This is a genomic window from Thalassovita sp. (assembly GCF_963691685.1).
GTDB lineage: Bacteria > Pseudomonadota > Alphaproteobacteria > Rhodobacterales > Rhodobacteraceae > Thalassobius.
Genome location: NZ_OY829290.1, coordinates 1,327,417 through 1,342,714, shown reverse-complemented (window position 1 = coordinate 1,342,714; position 15,298 = coordinate 1,327,417). Strand labels below are relative to the sequence as shown.

Annotated in this window: 15 protein-coding genes; 9 read left to right on the top strand and 6 right to left on the bottom strand. The window is 60.1% G+C overall.

Annotated elements, in window-relative coordinates:
• Positions 1–168 precede the first annotated feature (168 nt).
• Positions 169–1,797, bottom strand: a complete 1,629-nt coding sequence (locus tag ACORLH_RS06555) for a peptidoglycan-binding domain-containing protein (protein WP_321831829.1) — start codon at positions 1,795–1,797, stop codon at positions 169–171.
• Positions 1,798–1,918: 121 nt separating this feature from the next.
• Here ACORLH_RS06555 and lipB point away from each other — a divergent pair, with 121 nt between their 5' ends.
• Positions 1,919–2,599, top strand: a complete 681-nt coding sequence (gene lipB, locus ACORLH_RS06550) for a lipoyl(octanoyl) transferase LipB (protein ID WP_321831828.1) — start codon at positions 1,919–1,921, stop codon at positions 2,597–2,599.
• Between the two features lie 15 nt (positions 2,600–2,614).
• Here lipB and ACORLH_RS06545 read toward each other — a convergent pair whose 3' ends face one another.
• On the bottom strand, positions 2,615–3,475 hold the full coding sequence (locus ACORLH_RS06545; protein ID WP_321831827.1) for an AraC family transcriptional regulator: 861 nt from the start codon (positions 3,473–3,475) through the stop codon (positions 2,615–2,617).
• 176 nt (positions 3,476–3,651) lie between these two features.
• Between ACORLH_RS06545 and ACORLH_RS06540 the strand changes: the two genes are divergently transcribed.
• Positions 3,652–4,563, top strand: coding sequence for a DMT family transporter (locus ACORLH_RS06540; protein ID WP_321831826.1), 912 nt, complete (start codon positions 3,652–3,654; stop codon positions 4,561–4,563).
• A 70-nt stretch (positions 4,564–4,633) separates the two neighbouring features.
• On the opposite strand, the gene argC is transcribed toward ACORLH_RS06540, so the two are convergent.
• Positions 4,634–5,542 carry an N-acetyl-gamma-glutamyl-phosphate reductase gene (argC, locus tag ACORLH_RS06535; RefSeq protein ID WP_321831825.1) on the bottom strand — a complete coding sequence of 303 codons (909 nt, stop codon included), beginning with the start codon at positions 5,540–5,542 and terminating at the stop codon, positions 4,634–4,636.
• A 294-nt stretch (positions 5,543–5,836) separates the two neighbouring features.
• Here argC and ACORLH_RS06530 point away from each other — a divergent pair, with 294 nt between their 5' ends.
• The 3 genes from ACORLH_RS06530 to ACORLH_RS06520 all read left to right on the top strand — a co-directional run bounded on the left by ACORLH_RS06530 (position 5,837) and on the right by ACORLH_RS06520 (position 8,867).
• Positions 5,837–6,292, top strand: coding sequence for a cytochrome C (locus ACORLH_RS06530; RefSeq protein WP_321831824.1), 456 nt, complete (start codon positions 5,837–5,839; stop codon positions 6,290–6,292).
• Positions 6,293–6,561: 269 nt separating this feature from the next.
• Entirely contained in the window at positions 6,562–8,220 is a 1,659-nt protein-coding gene (locus ACORLH_RS06525; protein ID WP_321831823.1) for a cytochrome c oxidase subunit 1, read from the top strand.
• A gap of 77 nt (positions 8,221–8,297) precedes the next feature.
• Positions 8,298–8,867: a DUF2244 domain-containing protein gene (locus ACORLH_RS06520; RefSeq protein ID WP_321831822.1), complete on the top strand. Its 570-nt coding sequence runs from the start codon at positions 8,298–8,300 to the stop codon at positions 8,865–8,867.
• A 2-nt stretch (positions 8,868–8,869) separates the two neighbouring features.
• On the opposite strand, the gene ACORLH_RS06515 is transcribed toward ACORLH_RS06520, so the two are convergent.
• Both ACORLH_RS06515 and ACORLH_RS06510 read right to left on the bottom strand, forming a co-directional pair.
• Complete coding sequence (locus ACORLH_RS06515; RefSeq protein WP_321831821.1) at positions 8,870–9,547, bottom strand: hypothetical protein; 678 nt, start codon at positions 9,545–9,547, stop codon at positions 8,870–8,872.
• 98 nt (positions 9,548–9,645) lie between these two features.
• Positions 9,646–10,104 (bottom strand): GatB/YqeY domain-containing protein, encoded by a 459-nt coding sequence (locus tag ACORLH_RS06510; protein WP_321831820.1) that lies wholly within the window; start codon positions 10,102–10,104, stop codon positions 9,646–9,648.
• Positions 10,105–10,336: 232 nt separating this feature from the next.
• Between ACORLH_RS06510 and carA the strand changes: the two genes are divergently transcribed.
• Both carA and ACORLH_RS06500 read left to right on the top strand, forming a co-directional pair.
• A complete protein-coding gene (gene carA, locus ACORLH_RS06505; RefSeq protein ID WP_321831819.1) occupies positions 10,337–11,491 on the top strand; it encodes a glutamine-hydrolyzing carbamoyl-phosphate synthase small subunit in 1,155 nt (384 codons plus the stop codon).
• A gap of 98 nt (positions 11,492–11,589) precedes the next feature.
• A complete protein-coding gene (locus ACORLH_RS06500) occupies positions 11,590–13,500 on the top strand; it encodes a glycosyltransferase family 2 protein (protein ID WP_321831817.1) in 1,911 nt (636 codons plus the stop codon).
• Here ACORLH_RS06500 and ACORLH_RS06495 read toward each other — a convergent pair.
• Positions 13,441–14,091 carry a GntR family transcriptional regulator gene (locus tag ACORLH_RS06495; RefSeq protein ID WP_321831816.1) on the bottom strand — a complete coding sequence of 217 codons (651 nt, stop codon included), beginning with the start codon at positions 14,089–14,091 and terminating at the stop codon, positions 13,441–13,443. The genes ACORLH_RS06500 and ACORLH_RS06495 overlap by 60 nt on opposite strands.
• Before the next feature lie 122 nt (positions 14,092–14,213).
• On the opposite strand from ACORLH_RS06495, the gene ACORLH_RS06490 reads away from it, so the two are divergent.
• Both ACORLH_RS06490 and ACORLH_RS06485 read left to right on the top strand, forming a co-directional pair.
• Positions 14,214–14,864, top strand: coding sequence for a pyrimidine 5'-nucleotidase (locus tag ACORLH_RS06490; RefSeq protein WP_321831814.1), 651 nt, complete (start codon positions 14,214–14,216; stop codon positions 14,862–14,864).
• A gap of 179 nt (positions 14,865–15,043) precedes the next feature.
• Positions 15,044–15,256 carry a hypothetical protein gene (locus ACORLH_RS06485; protein ID WP_321831813.1) on the top strand — a complete coding sequence of 71 codons (213 nt, stop codon included), beginning with the start codon at positions 15,044–15,046 and terminating at the stop codon, positions 15,254–15,256.
• Positions 15,257–15,298 lie beyond the last annotated feature (42 nt).

The window sequence follows — 15,298 nt, the reverse complement described above, 5'->3', positions numbered from 1 at the left end:
ACGTGATCAGGTAGTGGGGCCGCGTATAAATCAGCTGTGCAGGGATGTGAAGAGGCAATTGACGCTTTCTGCTGATTTTGTAGCGCCCCTGAAGCCCACCCAAATAACCACGGCCCGAGGCAATGCCCCGGGCCGCTACATGTTCAGAAAAGTCAGCGCGTTAGGCGCTTATTCCAGGCTGAAACTTGGCAGCCCACCTTCAGAACTGGCGGGCATTGCAATCGCCCCACCCAGACCCTCGGAGGCGGCTTTGATCAACGCAACACGCTCTGGCTGGGCAGGTGCAAAGGCCGGTTCTGCGCCCGCTTCCAAGGCAGCAACAGCCAGTTCATACCAGCCCCGCGCCAGATCCGAGTTAGTCTCAACCCCGAACCCCTGCGACAGGTGGTGGCCGATCAGTTCCGCATAGGGGGCCTGACCGGTGCCGACCATCAGCATGGCCGAGCCCAGCGCCACATCCAGCGTGTCCCGGCGATAGCCTGAGTAGAGGCAGATCTGTGCCGTGTTTTGCAGCTGTTCCAGCGACATCGACGAACCCAGCACGAACTTCTGCACTTCGCCAACAACCTCCATCGCCGGTTTCTGCGTCAGCATCGCGATATAGGGTGCCGCAGCGGGTCCAAAGGCATCACATTGCGCATCGATCTGGGCAGCGGTCGCGCCCTTCACCTTGGCCACCAGATTTTCGCCATTGCCGATCGCATAGGTGCGGGTCAGGCAGAACTGTTCGCCCAGCGCGAGATCCGGATCGCGCAGATTAGCCAGCGTGACAAAACCACCGTTCGAATTGGTCATCAGGCTGATCTTGCTGCAATGGCTGGCCAATGAGGCCTCAGGCGTATCATCACCGGCCAGGTTAAAGGCCTGAATGCCACCCAAGGGGGCTGCGGGCTGGGTTGCCGTGGCAGCCGCCATCTGGGTCACCGGCTGCTGCGCCACGGGCTGGGCGGGCTGCGCGGGCTGCACCTGCGTCGCCGCCATTGTCGTGCTGGGCGCATCGACCATACGGCAGACCGTTTGCTGACACTGGAAGCTGGCGGTGGTCACGCCACGGGCCAGAAAATCGCTGCGCTGATAGCCCTGTGGGCTGGAGGCAAAAACCATCACCGTACAGTTTGACGGGCCACACCAGAAGTTGCTGCCAGAAACAGCGGTATCAAGAATGTAGTCGTTTTTGCCATCGCCGTTCAGATCGGCGAGCTGCATGAAGCCGGTGCGCTGCATCAGCTGATCGGCGCTGGGGTCAGAGCTAGCGGCGATCTCATCTATGGCCTGGCTCACCTCAACCGGCAGACCGCCATAGCTGTTGGACATGCCGACCATCGTTGTGCTGCCGCCCAGCGATTCGTTGCGCCAGGTCTGCAACAGGCTGCGCACACCGTTTGGTCCTTGCATTGCCTTGATGACCTGAGGACCGCCGATTTGGGCACGGCTGTAGGAGGAGATCAGAAAATCACGCTCATACTGGGTGAGTTTGCCAGTGGCGGGGAACCCCATGAAAGCCTGATACTGCGCCACGGCCTGACGCGACCGTTTGCCCATGACCCCATCCGGGGTGCCGGCGGGAAAGCCGAAGTAATTCAGCGATGTCTGGGTTTCACGGTTCTGTGCCCGCGCTGCAGTATTGGCGGAGCTGCTGTAGGTCTTGCGCTTGTTCTTGTTGGCTTCGTTCATGATCGCGCCGCCGATCAACCCGCCGACAATCGCCGCGCCCAGGTTATCAGCCAGCACCGGCGCACTGCCTGTGGTCAGAACAAAACTTGCCGCCAATGCGGTCTTAATCGGCTTGGAAAACATCAGCCTTCCTCCATATAACTCTTTGAATAATGGAATCACTCTACTGCATCCTTAAGGCTTCGCAGCAATAAAATGTGGCGAATACATCCTTAAGAGGGCACCAAATCTGCGGAATCGTTACATGGTCGAATGGATCACCACCGAAGGGCTGACAGACTACCAAGAGGCGGTCGATTTCATGGAGGCCCGCGCCAGCGCCATCGCAGCAGGCGAGGTTGAGGAATGCATCTGGCTGGTGGAACACCCGCCGCTTTACACCGCAGGGACCTCGGCCAAGATCGATGACCTGACCGATCCTGACCGTTTTCCGGTCCACACCAGCAAGCGCGGCGGGCAATACACCTATCACGGTCCCGGCCAGCGGGTGGCCTATGTGATGCTGAACGTGGGCAAGCGCGGCCACGACGTGCGCAAGTTTGTTCAACAGCTGGAACAGTGGGTGATCAACACCCTGGATGAGTTCAATCTGAAGGGTGAAATCCGCTGCGGCCGGGTTGGGGTTTGGGTGGAACGTCCGGACAAACCGAAAACCATCACCGGCCAGACCGCTGAAGATAAGATCGCGGCCATCGGCATTCGCCTGCGCAAATGGGTCAGTTTCCACGGGATTTCGATCAATGTTGAGCCTGACCTCAGCCATTTTGACGGGATCGTGCCCTGCGGCATCACCGAATTTGGCGTCACCAGCCTGGTCGATCTTGGCCTGCCAGTGACCATGGCGGATCTGGATCTGGCGCTGGAACGTCAGTTCACTGCGATGTTCGGGGACACGCCGGTCAAAAAGGACAGTGTGGAGGCCTGACCGGCCGGGCGCCGCTCAGATCAGGCGCCCATAGGCGCCCGGTGTCAGCCCCATCTGTGCCTTGAAGCTGCGGCTCAGATGGCTCTGGCTGGAAAACCCGCAACTGCTGGCGATCTGGGCCAAAGGCTCCCCCGCAGCAATCAGCCGCTTGGCCTCTTCCAGCCGTTGCCGCTGGATCCACTCATGGGGGGACAGCCCCAAGGAGGCGCGGAAGCTGCGCTGCAGATGAAACTCACTCAGATCACAAAGCTGCGCCAGATCTGACAGGGTCACTTTCGCCGACAGATCTGCCCGCACAAAATCCCGGATCCGCCGCATCAGATGTGGTGCCAATCCCCCCACCAGTTGTCGTTTGCGGCGGGTGACGCCGATGCCTTCGGCAAAGATGCCATGCACCAGCTCGCTCACCGCCTCTTCGGCCTGCACGGGATTGCCGCTCTGGGTGGCCTGCTGGATGGTCAGGAAATGCCCCGCCAGCCAAGGCGCGTCAAAATAGGTTTCATCCGTCAGTTCCATCAGCCGGGCGTCACAGTCAAACGTTTCAGCAAAGGCGCGGCGCAACTCGGCATCGCTGAGGTAGAGGTGCACAAAGTCGAAGGGATCGGTGATCTCCCATTCACTGTCCATCCCATGGGGCAGAATACACACAGCCTCCGCCCAGCCATGGACCGGTGCGCCATCAATCCGGCGGGTTCCCATGCCCCCCTGCGCATAAAAGCTCAGGCAATGGCCTTCGGGGGCGACATAGCTGACACGATCATCGCTGTTGTGCCAAAGCGACGCCTGCCGATCAAAGCCCAGATCGATATGCCCACGCTGCTGCGCCTGCGGCGACGCCGTCAGGAAAGAAGCAACAGAGGGGTGATCAAGGGGCATGGTCTCTCACGGTTTGGCAGGGTCAGCTTGGATTAGCTTGGCTTGGCCCCTTATAGCGGCGGTGTGCGACCCGGCGAAATGGCCAATCGGACCAGCGCGCGCCTTTACCGCAAGATTGTGCAATCCACGCGCACCCTGCCCCGTCTATCCCGGCGAAAAAGACACCGGAGACCGTCATGACGCTCATCCTTTACATCGCGACCGTGCTGATCTGGGGCACCACTTGGATTGCCATCGCCCTACAGGTGGGTGACGTGCCAGTGATGGTTTCGGTGTTCTACCGCTTTGCGACGGCCGGTGTGGTGTTTGTTCTGGGGCTGGCGCTGCTGGGCCGGCTACAGGTTCCCGCCGCGAGGCAGCAGAAATGGGTTTTGGCACAGGCGCTCTGCCTGTTCAGTCTGAACTTCCTATGTTTCTACGTCGCCGCGGGCTATCTGGCCTCGGGCGTGATCTCAGTGATCTTTTCGCTGGCAACCATCTTTAACGCGGTCAACGCGCGGATCTTTTTTGGCGATCGGGTCAGCGGCAAAACCCTGCTGGCCGGGCTATTGGGCCTCAGCGGCCTGGCGCTGCTATTTGCTGGCGATCTGTCGGGCGCCGGGGCCGAGGATGCCTGGATCGGCATTGCCCTAGCCGGCTGTGGCACGCTGATGTTTTCCTTCGGCAACATGGTGTCGCGGCGAAACTCAGCCAATGGGCTGACGCCGTTCACGGCCAATGCCTGGGGCATGTGCTATGGCGCGCTGTTTCTGCTGACGCTGATCTTTGCCACCGGCACGCCAATCATACTGCCCCGCGATCCGGTCTATCTCGGTGCGATGCTCTATCTGGCGGTGATCGGCTCGGTGGTGGGCTTTACCACCTATCTGGTCATGGTGGCGCGGGTTGGATCGGCCAAGGCGGCCTATGCGACCGTGATGTTCCCGATCGTCGCTTTGGCAATCTCAACCGTGTTTGAAGGGTACGTCTGGGGGTTGATGAACAGCGCCGGACTGGCGCTGGCGCTCTGCGGCAATCTGGTGATGTTTGCACCTGCGGACTGGCTGAGCCGCCTGCGCCCCCGGACCAGATCCCAAAACGCGGCCTGAACCAATCGCTAGAACGCATAACGCCCCGGAGATGTTCACCGGGGCGTTGCTATTTAATGGGAATGTCTGCTCAGGCGCCGATCATCAGATCCAGGTTTTGCACCGCGGCGCCAGAGGCCCCTTTGCCAAGGTTGTCCAGCACGGCCACCAGCACGATGCGGCCGTCTTCGGCGTCGCCACGGACATGCACCATCAGATCATTGGTGCCGTTCAACGCGGTGGGATCAATCCGGCTGTCCTGATCCGCAAGATCGGCGACCTTCACATGTGTCGATCCTGCATAGGCCTCAGCCAAGGCGGCATGCACCTGCTCCATGGTCAGATCGCCGGGCAGCTGCGACAGATGCAGCGGGATCGACACGGCCATGCCCTGCGCAAAGTTCCCCACCGAAGGTACGAAGATCGGCTTGGCCGTCAGACCTGCGAACTTCATCATCTCAGGCAGGTGTTTATGCGCCATCCCTGTTGCATAGAGGAAGGCATCGGGGGCTTCACCGCTTTCATATTCAGCAATCAGCCCTTTGCCACCACCGGTGTAGCCAGAAATCGCATTGACCGAAATCGCCGCATCCGCCGGGATCAACCCGGTCCGCACCAGCGGGGCCAGCAGCACAATTGCGCCGGTGGCATAGCAGCCGCAGTTGGCGACATAGCGCGCCGATTTGATCTGCGCCTCTTGCGCGGCGGAGAGTTCCGGCAGCCCGTAGGCCCAATCCGGGTTCACCCGGTGCGCGGTTGAGGCATCAATGATGCGCACGTCCAGATCCTTGGACAGTTCCACCGCCTCTTTGGCCGCGGCATCCGGCAGACACAGGATCGCCACATCCGCCTCCGCAAATGCGGCCTTCCGGGCCTCTGCGTCTTTGCGCAGGTCAGGGTCGATCTGCACCAAAGTGATGTCATCGCGGCGGATCAGGCGATCGCGGATCTGGAGTCCCGTCGTGCCTGCTTCGCCATCGATGAATACCTTGGTGGTCATTGTCTTACCCTTTGCATATCTTGTGTGAGTGTTGATGGCATCGACCCTTAGCCAGCCATCAACTGCGCCGCTTCCTACAGGGAAAGGGCGAGAATCAGAAGCGCTAAGTGCCAGCCCTGATGATTTTACAGGCTCTCGTCGCCAAGCTGCACCTTGGCAGGCACCCAAACCCACCTTGATGATGCCCCCCTGCGACAATTCAACCACGCCCGTGAGACACAGAAACCTATTGCCGCAACGGGGCTGGCGCTATCTATTGCGGTGACGCGAACCCATATCAACAAGAGGCACGCAATGAAAAATATTCTGATCGCCACAGCCACCTTGGCTGCCCTCGCCGCCCCCGCTCTTGCCGAAGGTGATGCAGCAGCAGGCGAAAAAGCGTTTAAGAAATGTAAATCCTGCCACATGATCAAAGCTGATGACGGCACCATGATCGTCAAAGGCGGCAAGACCGGCCCGAACCTCTATGGCATCGTCGGCAAGCCACTGGGCTCGGTCGAGGGCTATAAATACGGCAAAAGCATCGTGGCCGCCGGCGAAGCGGGCATCGTTTGGGACGAAGCGGGCCTGGCCGCTTATGTCGCAGACCCCAAAGGTTACCTGAAAGAGGTGACCGGCGATTCGAAGGCCAAATCGAAAATGACCTTCAAACTGAAAAAGGGCGGCGAAGATGTTGCGGCCTATCTGGCATCGCTGGCCCCTGCCCCGGCTGAGGAAGAGACCGAAGCCGCAGCATCCGACAGCTGATGCGCCAGGCGATGGACGCATAGGGAGTGATTCCCGCCGTTTCAAGGAAATCGCGCGACAGGCACCCGACCGGGTGCCTGTTTTCGCGTCTCCAGACAGAAATGCCTCAGCTTTGCAAGGGTCTGAGGGGCGGGGGTGCGACAAAATACTTTGATCTACGTCAAATTCCGCAATTGCCCCCTAAGGCCCATCATTCTAAAACGTGAATTGATCACCGGCGTGTGGGGGCTTCCCTCTTGCGCCGTTTAACACACCAACAGGAGGCAAGAATGGCAGACGCAGCCATCCACGGCCACGACCATGAGGACGAGCGCAGCTTCTTTACGCGCTGGTTCATGTCGACCAACCACAAGGATATCGGTATCCTTTACCTGATCACCTCGGCGATCGTCGGTCTGATCTCGGTATGTTTCACCGTTTACATGCGCCTGGAGCTGATGGAGCCCGGCGTTCAGTACATGTGCCAGGAAGGCTTCATGGCCGATCCCTGCACCCCGAACGGCCATCTTTGGAACGTACTGATCACCTATCACGGCGTGCTGATGATGTTCTTCGTGGTCATCCCGGCACTGTTCGGCGGCTTCGGCAACTACTTCATGCCGCTGCAGATCGGTGCACCGGATATGGCGTTCCCGCGGATGAACAACCTGTCGTTCTGGCTGTATTTCGCAGGCACCTCGCTGGGTGTTGCCTCGATGCTGAGCCCCGGCGGCAACGGCCAGCTGGGTTCGGGCGTGGGCTGGGTTCTGTACCCGCCGCTGTCCACCAGCGAAGGCGGCATGTCGATGGATTTGGCGATCTTTGCGGTGCACGTATCGGGCGCCTCGTCGATCCTGGGTGCGATCAACATGATCACCACCTTCCTGAACATGCGTGCCCCTGGCATGACCCTGTTCAAGGTTCCGCTGTTTGCCTGGTCGATCTTCGTCACCTCGTGGCTGATCCTGCTGTCGCTGCCGGTTCTGGCAGGCGCCATCACCATGTTGCTGACCGACCGTAACTTCGGCACCACCTTCTTTGATCCTGCTGGCGGCGGCGACCCGATCCTGTACCAGCACATTCTGTGGTTCTTCGGTCACCCCGAAGTGTACATCGTGATCCTGCCCGGCTTCGGTCTGGTCAGCCACGTGTTCGCAACCTTCGCCCGCAAACCCGTCTTCGGCTACCTGCCGATGGTCTGGGCGCTGATCGCCATTGGTGGTCTGGGCTTCGTTGTTTGGGCGCACCACATGTACACCGTTGGCATGTCGCTGACCCAGCAGTCCTACTTCATGCTGGCCACCATGGTCATCGCGGTTCCGACCGGGGTTAAGATCTTCTCGTGGATCGCCACCATGTGGGGCGGCTCGCTGGAGTTCAAAGCGCCGATGCTGTTCGGTCTGGGCTTCCTGGTGCTGTTCACCATCGGTGGTGTAACCGGCATCGTTCTGAGCCAGGCTGGCGTTGACCGCGCCTACCACGACACCTACTACGTTGTGGCCCACTTCCACTACACCATGTCGATGGGTGCAGCCTTCACCATCTTCGCCGGGATCTACTTCTACTTCGGTAAGATGACAGGCCGTCACTACAATGAATTTGCTGCCAAGATTCACTTCTGGCTGTTCTTCATTGGCGTGAACGTCACCTTCTTCCCGCAGCACTTCCTGGGCCGCCAGGGCATGCCGCGTCGTTACATCGACTACCCGGAAGCCTTTGCGTATTTCAACAAGATCAGCTCCTTCGGTGCTCTGATCTCCTTCGCATCGTTCATCCTGTTCTTCGGCATTGTTATCCACGCCCTGCTGCGCGGTAAGAAGGTTGAAGAGAACAACTACTGGAACGAATACGCAGACACCCTGGAATGGACCCTGCCTTGCCCGCCGCCGGAGCACACTTTTGAAACGCTCCCCAAGCAGGAAGACTGGGACAAAGCGCCGTCGCACTAAGCGACCGCTGATCCAAGCAACACCAAAGGCCCCGGATTTCCGGGGCCTTTTTCTTTGCCGTGATCCTTTTTGGCATAATGGCGAAACGCATCAATTCGTCACTTTCCCTCCGCTGGCAGGGCGCTAAACTCCGCCCTATGCCGCACCAATGGTCCCCCTCCCCGACGGTTCCGTCAGACACCCCAGCGCTGAGCCTCTGGCCCTATCGGTCCCTGCCCCGCCGCGGGTTTGCGGCGATGATTCTGATGGCTTTCTTCCTCAGCCTCATCCCGCTTTATGGGGTCTTGGGCACCACGGCGCTCTGGGTGATATTGCCCTTCATCCTGATCATGGTCGCCGCGCTCTGGCTGGGCTTGGAGAAGTCCTACAAAAGCGGTGAGATCTTAGAGGAACTGCACCTCGATGAGGACGAGCTGATCCTGACCCACACACCTGTGAAAGGGGCCGCGCAGGAATGGCGCTGCAATGCCTATTGGGCCCGGGCCGAGATGCATGTGAGCGGCGGTAAGGTGCCGTTCTACGTCACCCTGTCCGGCAACGGGCGGCGGGTGGAAATCGGCAGCTTCCTGTCAGAGGATGAGCGCAAAGTGCTGCATGGCGAGTTGAAGGATTACCTGAAAGCCCTGCAAGTCACGTCCAGCGTTTAGGATCAATACCCGGCAGGCAATCGGCGCTCATAGATGTGGTAGCTATGCTCTGGCATCTGTTCTTCACTACGGAACTGTGCGGGGCGACGCTTGTTGCGTTTGCGCAGCGCGTTGACCTGATCGGCCAGCCCCAGAAACTCAATCCATTTGCGCAAATCACCAACCTGCAGACTCAGCGCCTGAGCGGTTAGTTTGCTGATAGATCCGTTGTGTTTTTCCACCGCTGCCAGCACCTCCTTAGGGGTGACGGGCACCAACTCACTGCGTTCAAACAGCCCACCGCCATGAAACAGCTTGGCCACATCCCGCGGGTGGTCGACGAACCTTGGCTGACCGGGGTAGGGAAATCCTCCTTCGGTTTCCGCCACTGCAGAAACGGTAAGCGCCAGCGATTCGTAGACATAAAGGCGATAGCCCTGCGCCCGATAAGGGGCCATGCCTTTCAGCCGCGCCTGCCAGCGCTGCAGGATCGCTTCGACAAAACGGGTGCGCAGCCCGCTGTTGATCCAAGGCTCAGAAGGGGCCAGCAGTTCCAGATAGCCCAAAGTTTCATGGTTCCAGCCGGACTGGCGGTTGGCGTTATCACCGTCAAATCGCAATGGCTTGTCTGCAACCGCCTCCAGATAGTCCGCCAAACCACGATGGTGGCCGCGTACCTCTGCCAAAACCTCTGCAAACATGGCCGTCTCCCTTCACTCCGGGGGGAACTAGAACATGGATCACGCGCAAAGAAAAAGGGGCCAGACGGCCCCTTTTGAAAATAGCTCTGACAGATGGGTCAGCTCAGGCGGTTTTTCACCATCGGCCCCACCGCGCCAAAGTCCATCTGGCCGGTGTACTTCTCTTTCAGAACACCCATCACCTTACCCATGTCGCGAATCGAAGACCCTTCGACAGCGGTGATCGCGGCATCTACGGCGGCGGCCACTTCATCGTCGTTCAACTGACGCGGCAGGAAGTCTTCGATCACCTTGATCTCAACCAGTTCCTGCTCTGCCAGATCGAACCGGCTGGCCTCTTCGTACTGGCGGGCGCTTTCCTGACGCTGCTTGACCATTTTGCCAAGGATTGCCAGCACATCTGCATCGCCAACGCCTTCTTCGCGGCCTTCGCCACGGGCGGCAATATCGCGGTCTTTGATCGCTGCGTTGATCAAACGAAGTGTCGATACACGGGTGGTGTTTTTGTCTTTCATGGCCTGTTTCATTTCGGCCATGACACGCTCACGCAATTCCATTTGGTCCCATCCCCAAGGGTTTCCGATAGCCGCCGACCCTACCCTGTTGCCTTGTGTCTGACAACCATTGGCTTGCCGTGCGCGTCAACGCCCTATCCTTCTGCCTTGGCTGCACGCGCACTCTGCGGCAGAATGCCCGAAAAACCTGCCCCACTTGGCCCTAACGGGCCTTGACCCCATGCGCCACCAGCCGTATTACCCCGCCAATTTGCCCACATCGGAGACCAGACACATGGCCCAGCAGCCCGACACCCGCCCCACCGCGTGCCTTGCCCTTGCCGATGGAACCGTCTTTTACGGACGAGGGTTCGGCGCCACCGGCGCAACCGAGGCAGAGCTTTGCTTCAACACCGCCATGACCGGCTATCAGGAAATCATGACTGACCCGTCTTATGCGGGTCAGATCGTGACCTTCACCTTCCCGCATATCGGCAACACCGGCACCACCCCGGAAGACGATGAAACTGGCGATCCGGTCGCGGCAGGTATGGTGGTGAAATGGGACCCGACGGAGCCCAGCAACTGGCGCAACGTGGAAACCCTGTCGGATTGGCTGGCCAAACGTGGCCGCATCGCCATCGGCGGCATCGACACCCGTCGCCTGACCCGCGCGATCCGCCAGCAGGGCGCCCCGCATGTGGCCCTGGCCCATGATCCCGAAGGCAACTTTGACATCGAAGCCTTGGTGGCCAAGGCACGCGCCTTTGCCGGCCTTGAGGGCATGGATCTGGCCAAGGAAGTCACCTGCGCCCAATCCTACAAATGGGATGAGATGCGGTGGGCCTGGCCTGATGGCTACCCGCGCCAGGAAGCACCGAAGCATAAGGTTGTTGCGATCGACTTTGGTGCCAAGCGCAACATCCTGCGCTGTCTGGCTTCCGCCGGCTGTGACGTGACCGTACTGCCGGCCACTGCCACCTCCGAAGAAGTCCTGTCGCACGATCCTGACGGTGTGTTCTTGTCAAACGGTCCCGGTGATCCGGCGGCAACCGGCGAATATGCCGTGCCGATGATCAAAGGTGTGCTGGATGCAGACCTGCCGGTCTTTGGCATTTGTCTGGGTCACCAAATGTTGGCGCTGGCCCTGGGGGCCAAAACGGTCAAGATGAACCACGGCCATCACGGCGCCAACCACCCGGTGAAAGAACATGACACCGGCAAGGTGGAAATCACCTCGATGAACCACGGCTTTGCGGTGGATGCGCAGACGCTGCCCGAAGGTGTGGTCGAAAGCCATGTGTCGCTGTTTGACGGGTCAAACTGCGGTATCCGTATGGCCGACCGCCCGGTCTTCTCGGTACAGCATCACCCCGAAGCCAGCCCCGGCCCCCAGGACAGCTTCTACCTGTTTGAGCGGTTTGCCGAAAACATGGCGGCCCGTGGCTAACAGCGCCTTAACGCGCCATTAACCACAGTTGAGACAGAGTAAACCGCGTCGGCCCCGTCCGGCGTGGTTTTTTTGTTTCTGCAATCTGTTGGTGTGTCATGGTGCTTCACCATCCGAAATCCCACCCGAAGGCAACCGGCCCCCGCTATGGGCAATATCTGCTGGATCGCGGGGTGATTTCAGCCAGCCAGCTGCTCTGGGCGCAGGGGCAACTAATCCGCACCTCGCTGCTGCTTGGCGATGTCTTGGTCAGCGCCGGTATCCTGACCAGTGAGACACAGCAGGAACATTATGCCAATTGGCTGGGACTGGAACGCTACCCCAGCCCAAACCTCCGCCAAGATCCCACGCTGCTGAACAGGTTCGATTCGCATCGGTGTCTGCAGATGCAGGTGCTGCCCCTCTGGCAAGAGGCAGGTGTCACCCATCTGGCGGTGGCCCGCCCCGAACGGTTCTGCCCTAACAGGCTGCGGGCCGATCTGCATCCCAGCAATTGCAAACTATACCTCAGCCCCCGCAGCTGCATCCAAGACACGCTGATCGCGCATCAGGGGCCGCGCCTGTGCCATGCGGCCAGCCATCGCACCGCTTTGGATCACAGCTGTCGGCGGTGGGGACAGCGCCCTTTACGCCGGACGCTTGGCCTTGCCAGCGTACCACTGCTCATTCTGCTGGCGCTGTCCATCGCCCCGCTGCTGGTGCTGGCGGCCTTGACCTGCTGGGCCATCTTCACGCAGGCAGTTGCCAGCCTCACCAAAAGCCTGGCTTTGCTGGCACATCTGGGCCGCAACAGGCAGAAAATCCCCCTGCCATCCGCAGCCCCCGGCCTGAGCATCTCCATTCTAGTGCCGCTCTATAAGGAGCCTGAGGTGCTGCCCTCTCTGATCCAAAGGCTCAGCCGGCTGGACTACCCGAGGGAGCTGATGGAGGTGCTGGTTCTGCTGGAAGAATGTGATCATGCCACACGTCAGGTGATGGAACAGATCGCGCTGCCTGACTGGATCCGACCCGTTGTTGTGCCTGATGGAACGCCCCGCACCAAACCGCGGGCAATGAACTACGCGCTGGATGTCTGCGCAGGGGATGTCATCGGCATTTACGATGCCGAGGATGCCCCTGCCCCGGACCAATTGCGGCAGGTGGCCCAGGCTATGACCGATGCGCCCAGTGATCTGGCCGGGGTGCAGGGGGTGCTGGATTATTACAACGCGGGCCGCAACTGGATCGCCCGCTGTTTCACCGTTGAATATGCCAGCTGGTTCCGGCTGATCCTGCCAGGCATGCGGCGGCTGGGCTTTGCGATACCGCTGGGCGGCACCACAGTGTTTTGCCGCCGCGATGCCCTGTTGCGGGTCGGGGGCTGGGACGCCCACAACGTGACCGAGGACGCAGATCTTGGCATCCGGTTGGCACGGTTTGGCTATCGCGTCGAATTGCTACCCAGCACCACCGAGGAAGAGGCCAACTGCCGCCCGCTACCCTGGGTGCGTCAGCGATCCCGTTGGCTAAAGGGGTATTTGGCCACCTACCTGGTGCACATGCGTCAGCCGATCAGATTGTTCCGTGATTTGGGGCCACGGCAGTTCCTTGGCGTCCAGCTGCACTTCATCACCGCGCTGTCGCAGTTTTTTCTGGCGCCGCTGCTATGGAGTTTTTGGCTGGTCCCGCTGGGCCTCAGCCACCCGTTGGAGGCCGTTGTGCCCCCGATTGCGCTGACACTTTTGGCCGCAGGGTTCATCACGGTAGAGCTGCTGACCATAACAATCGGCATCATCGCCACACGCGCGGCGCATTTACGGCATCTGACCCTTTGGGTGCCCAGCCTGCACCTCTACTATCCCATGGCTGTTCTGGCCGCCTACAAAGCTTTGGCCGAGCTGATTTTTGCACCGTTTTATTGGGACAAAACACAACACGGCATCTCCCCGCCTACGCAGGCGTTGCGGGGATCAGGACAGGCGGCTGTTGCGCCCGGAATCGAGCTTCAAGCGGGTGGTGAAGGCCTTTGAGATGTGGTTTTTCAGCGCGTCGTCCGCGCGATCTTCGTCACGCGCCTCAATCGCGTTCACAATCGCCTCATGTTCGGCCAGCGCATCAACGCCGCGCCCTTCGGCCGCAAGCGAGGTGGTCGCCATCAAGGCCATGGTGCGGTGCACCAGATCCAACTGCTGCACCAGATACCGGTTGTGGGATGCCAAATGGATCTGTTTGTGGAACCGGCGGTTGGCCCGGCTCAGCGCAGCCGGATCATCAAGCAGATTGCGATCCTCTTCGACCATGTCGCGCAGCACGCTGACTTCTTCCACACTGGCATGGCGCGCCGCCAGCCGTGCAGCCAGACCTTCCAGTTCGGCGCGCACAGCATATAGCTCGGACAGTTGGTTGTGATCCAGTGAGGCCACGATCAGGCTGCGGCCATCCCGTGCCAGCAAGGATTGTGTCTCCAGCCGCTGCAAAGCCTCGCGGATCGGGGTGCGCGACACGCCAAAACGCTCGGCCAGCTCGCTTTCCACCAAACGATCGCCGGGGCGATAAACGCCGGTGTCGATCGCCTCAAGGATCAGCGTGTAGGCGTCTTTCTGCGGTTTCAGCTCACTCATTCAACTCTCTCCGAGGGGCAACAGGGGTCATCCCGGCACAGTAGCGACCCAGCCCAAAGGATCAAGGCAAACTCACCCCTTCCCCTCTTGCGCCTATTGTCGCGCGTGCCTAGTTTGCGGCCATGCCTAAAAATGACTTCTCCCACGTGGATCAATGGGTCTTTGACCTCGACAACACGCTCTATCCGCCGCAGGCGCGGCTGTTTGATCAGATTGAGGTCAAGATGACCCAATATGTCATGGAGGCTTTGGGGGTAGATCGTGACCGCGCTGATCACCTGCGAACCCACTATTGGGCGACCTACGGCACCACGCTGACCGGCTTGATGCGCGAACATGATGTCGATCCCGGCCCTTACCTGACTGAGGTGCATGAAATCTCACTGGATCATCTGGAAATTGACGCCGATCTGGCCAGCCACATTCAGGCGCTGCCGGGCCGCAAGATCGTCTACACCAATGGCTCCGCCCCCTATGCGGAGCGGGTGCTGGCGGCGCGTGGTCTCTCGGGCCTGTTTGATGCGATCTACGGTGTGGAGGATGCTGATTTCCGCCCCAAGCCCGAGTTGGAAGCCTTTGAGATGGTGTTTGCCAAAGATGGGATCAGCACGGAACGGGGGGCCATGTTCGAAGATGACCCGCGCAATCTGGCCGTGCCACATGCCCTGGGGATGCGCACAGTTCACGTCGCCCCCGATCCGCATGAGGCCGATCACATCCACCACCACACCGATGACCTGACCCACTTCCTGGGGCAGCTGCACGCCAAGTAAGGCCTTGCAATCACACCCTTGCTCCGCCCTGCGGCATTGCGCAGCAGGGGACGTGGCGCGTTGCCGCACTGCGGCAATCCTACCAATGGTGCGGCGGGTTTGAATGTTTATCTGGGGGTCAAGCCAACGGCTGATGCCGTCCAGCACCCGCCGACCCCACGTTGATTGGAGACCCCAAGATGAGCATCGCAGACGCCAACACCACCTTTGAAACCGCAGCAAGCCCCCGCAAATCCCTTTCGGGTGAAGTGATCGCCTTTTTGATCGCCGTCGTGCTGCTGGCCCTCTGGGGCCTGTCGATTTTCACCTTCGGCATTCCGGGTCTCTACATCCCTGCTGTTGCCGCAGTGCCGGTGGTTTACCTCCTGCTTCTGGTGATCACCCGCGGGTGACAGGATGCCGCTTGGACTGCCCGCCAGATAGGTCTAGGTTGC

Excerpts from the sequence above, each read along its gene's own strand:
- ACORLH_RS06555 (WP_321831829.1), bottom strand. The coding sequence starts at position 1,797 with ATGTTTTCCAAGCCGATTAAGACCGCATTGGCGGCAAGTTTTGTTCTG.
- lipB (WP_321831828.1), top strand. The coding sequence starts at position 1,919 with ATGGTCGAATGGATCACCACCGAAGGGCTGACAGACTACCAAGAGGCG.
- ACORLH_RS06545 (WP_321831827.1), bottom strand. The coding sequence starts at position 3,475 with ATGCCCCTTGATCACCCCTCTGTTGCTTCTTTCCTGACGGCGTCGCCG.
- ACORLH_RS06540 (WP_321831826.1), top strand. The coding sequence starts at position 3,652 with ATGACGCTCATCCTTTACATCGCGACCGTGCTGATCTGGGGCACCACT.
- argC (WP_321831825.1), bottom strand. The coding sequence starts at position 5,542 with ATGACCACCAAGGTATTCATCGATGGCGAAGCAGGCACGACGGGACTC.
- ACORLH_RS06530 (WP_321831824.1), top strand. The coding sequence starts at position 5,837 with ATGAAAAATATTCTGATCGCCACAGCCACCTTGGCTGCCCTCGCCGCC.
- ACORLH_RS06525 (WP_321831823.1), top strand. The coding sequence starts at position 6,562 with ATGGCAGACGCAGCCATCCACGGCCACGACCATGAGGACGAGCGCAGC.
- ACORLH_RS06520 (WP_321831822.1), top strand. The coding sequence starts at position 8,298 with ATGGCGAAACGCATCAATTCGTCACTTTCCCTCCGCTGGCAGGGCGCT.
- ACORLH_RS06515 (WP_321831821.1), bottom strand. The coding sequence starts at position 9,547 with ATGTTTGCAGAGGTTTTGGCAGAGGTACGCGGCCACCATCGTGGTTTG.
- ACORLH_RS06510 (WP_321831820.1), bottom strand. The coding sequence starts at position 10,104 with ATGGAATTGCGTGAGCGTGTCATGGCCGAAATGAAACAGGCCATGAAA.
- carA (WP_321831819.1), top strand. The coding sequence starts at position 10,337 with ATGGCCCAGCAGCCCGACACCCGCCCCACCGCGTGCCTTGCCCTTGCC.
- ACORLH_RS06500 (WP_321831817.1), top strand. The coding sequence starts at position 11,590 with ATGGTGCTTCACCATCCGAAATCCCACCCGAAGGCAACCGGCCCCCGC.
- ACORLH_RS06495 (WP_321831816.1), bottom strand. The coding sequence starts at position 14,091 with ATGAGTGAGCTGAAACCGCAGAAAGACGCCTACACGCTGATCCTTGAG.
- ACORLH_RS06490 (WP_321831814.1), top strand. The coding sequence starts at position 14,214 with ATGCCTAAAAATGACTTCTCCCACGTGGATCAATGGGTCTTTGACCTC.
- ACORLH_RS06485 (WP_321831813.1), top strand. The coding sequence starts at position 15,044 with ATGAGCATCGCAGACGCCAACACCACCTTTGAAACCGCAGCAAGCCCC.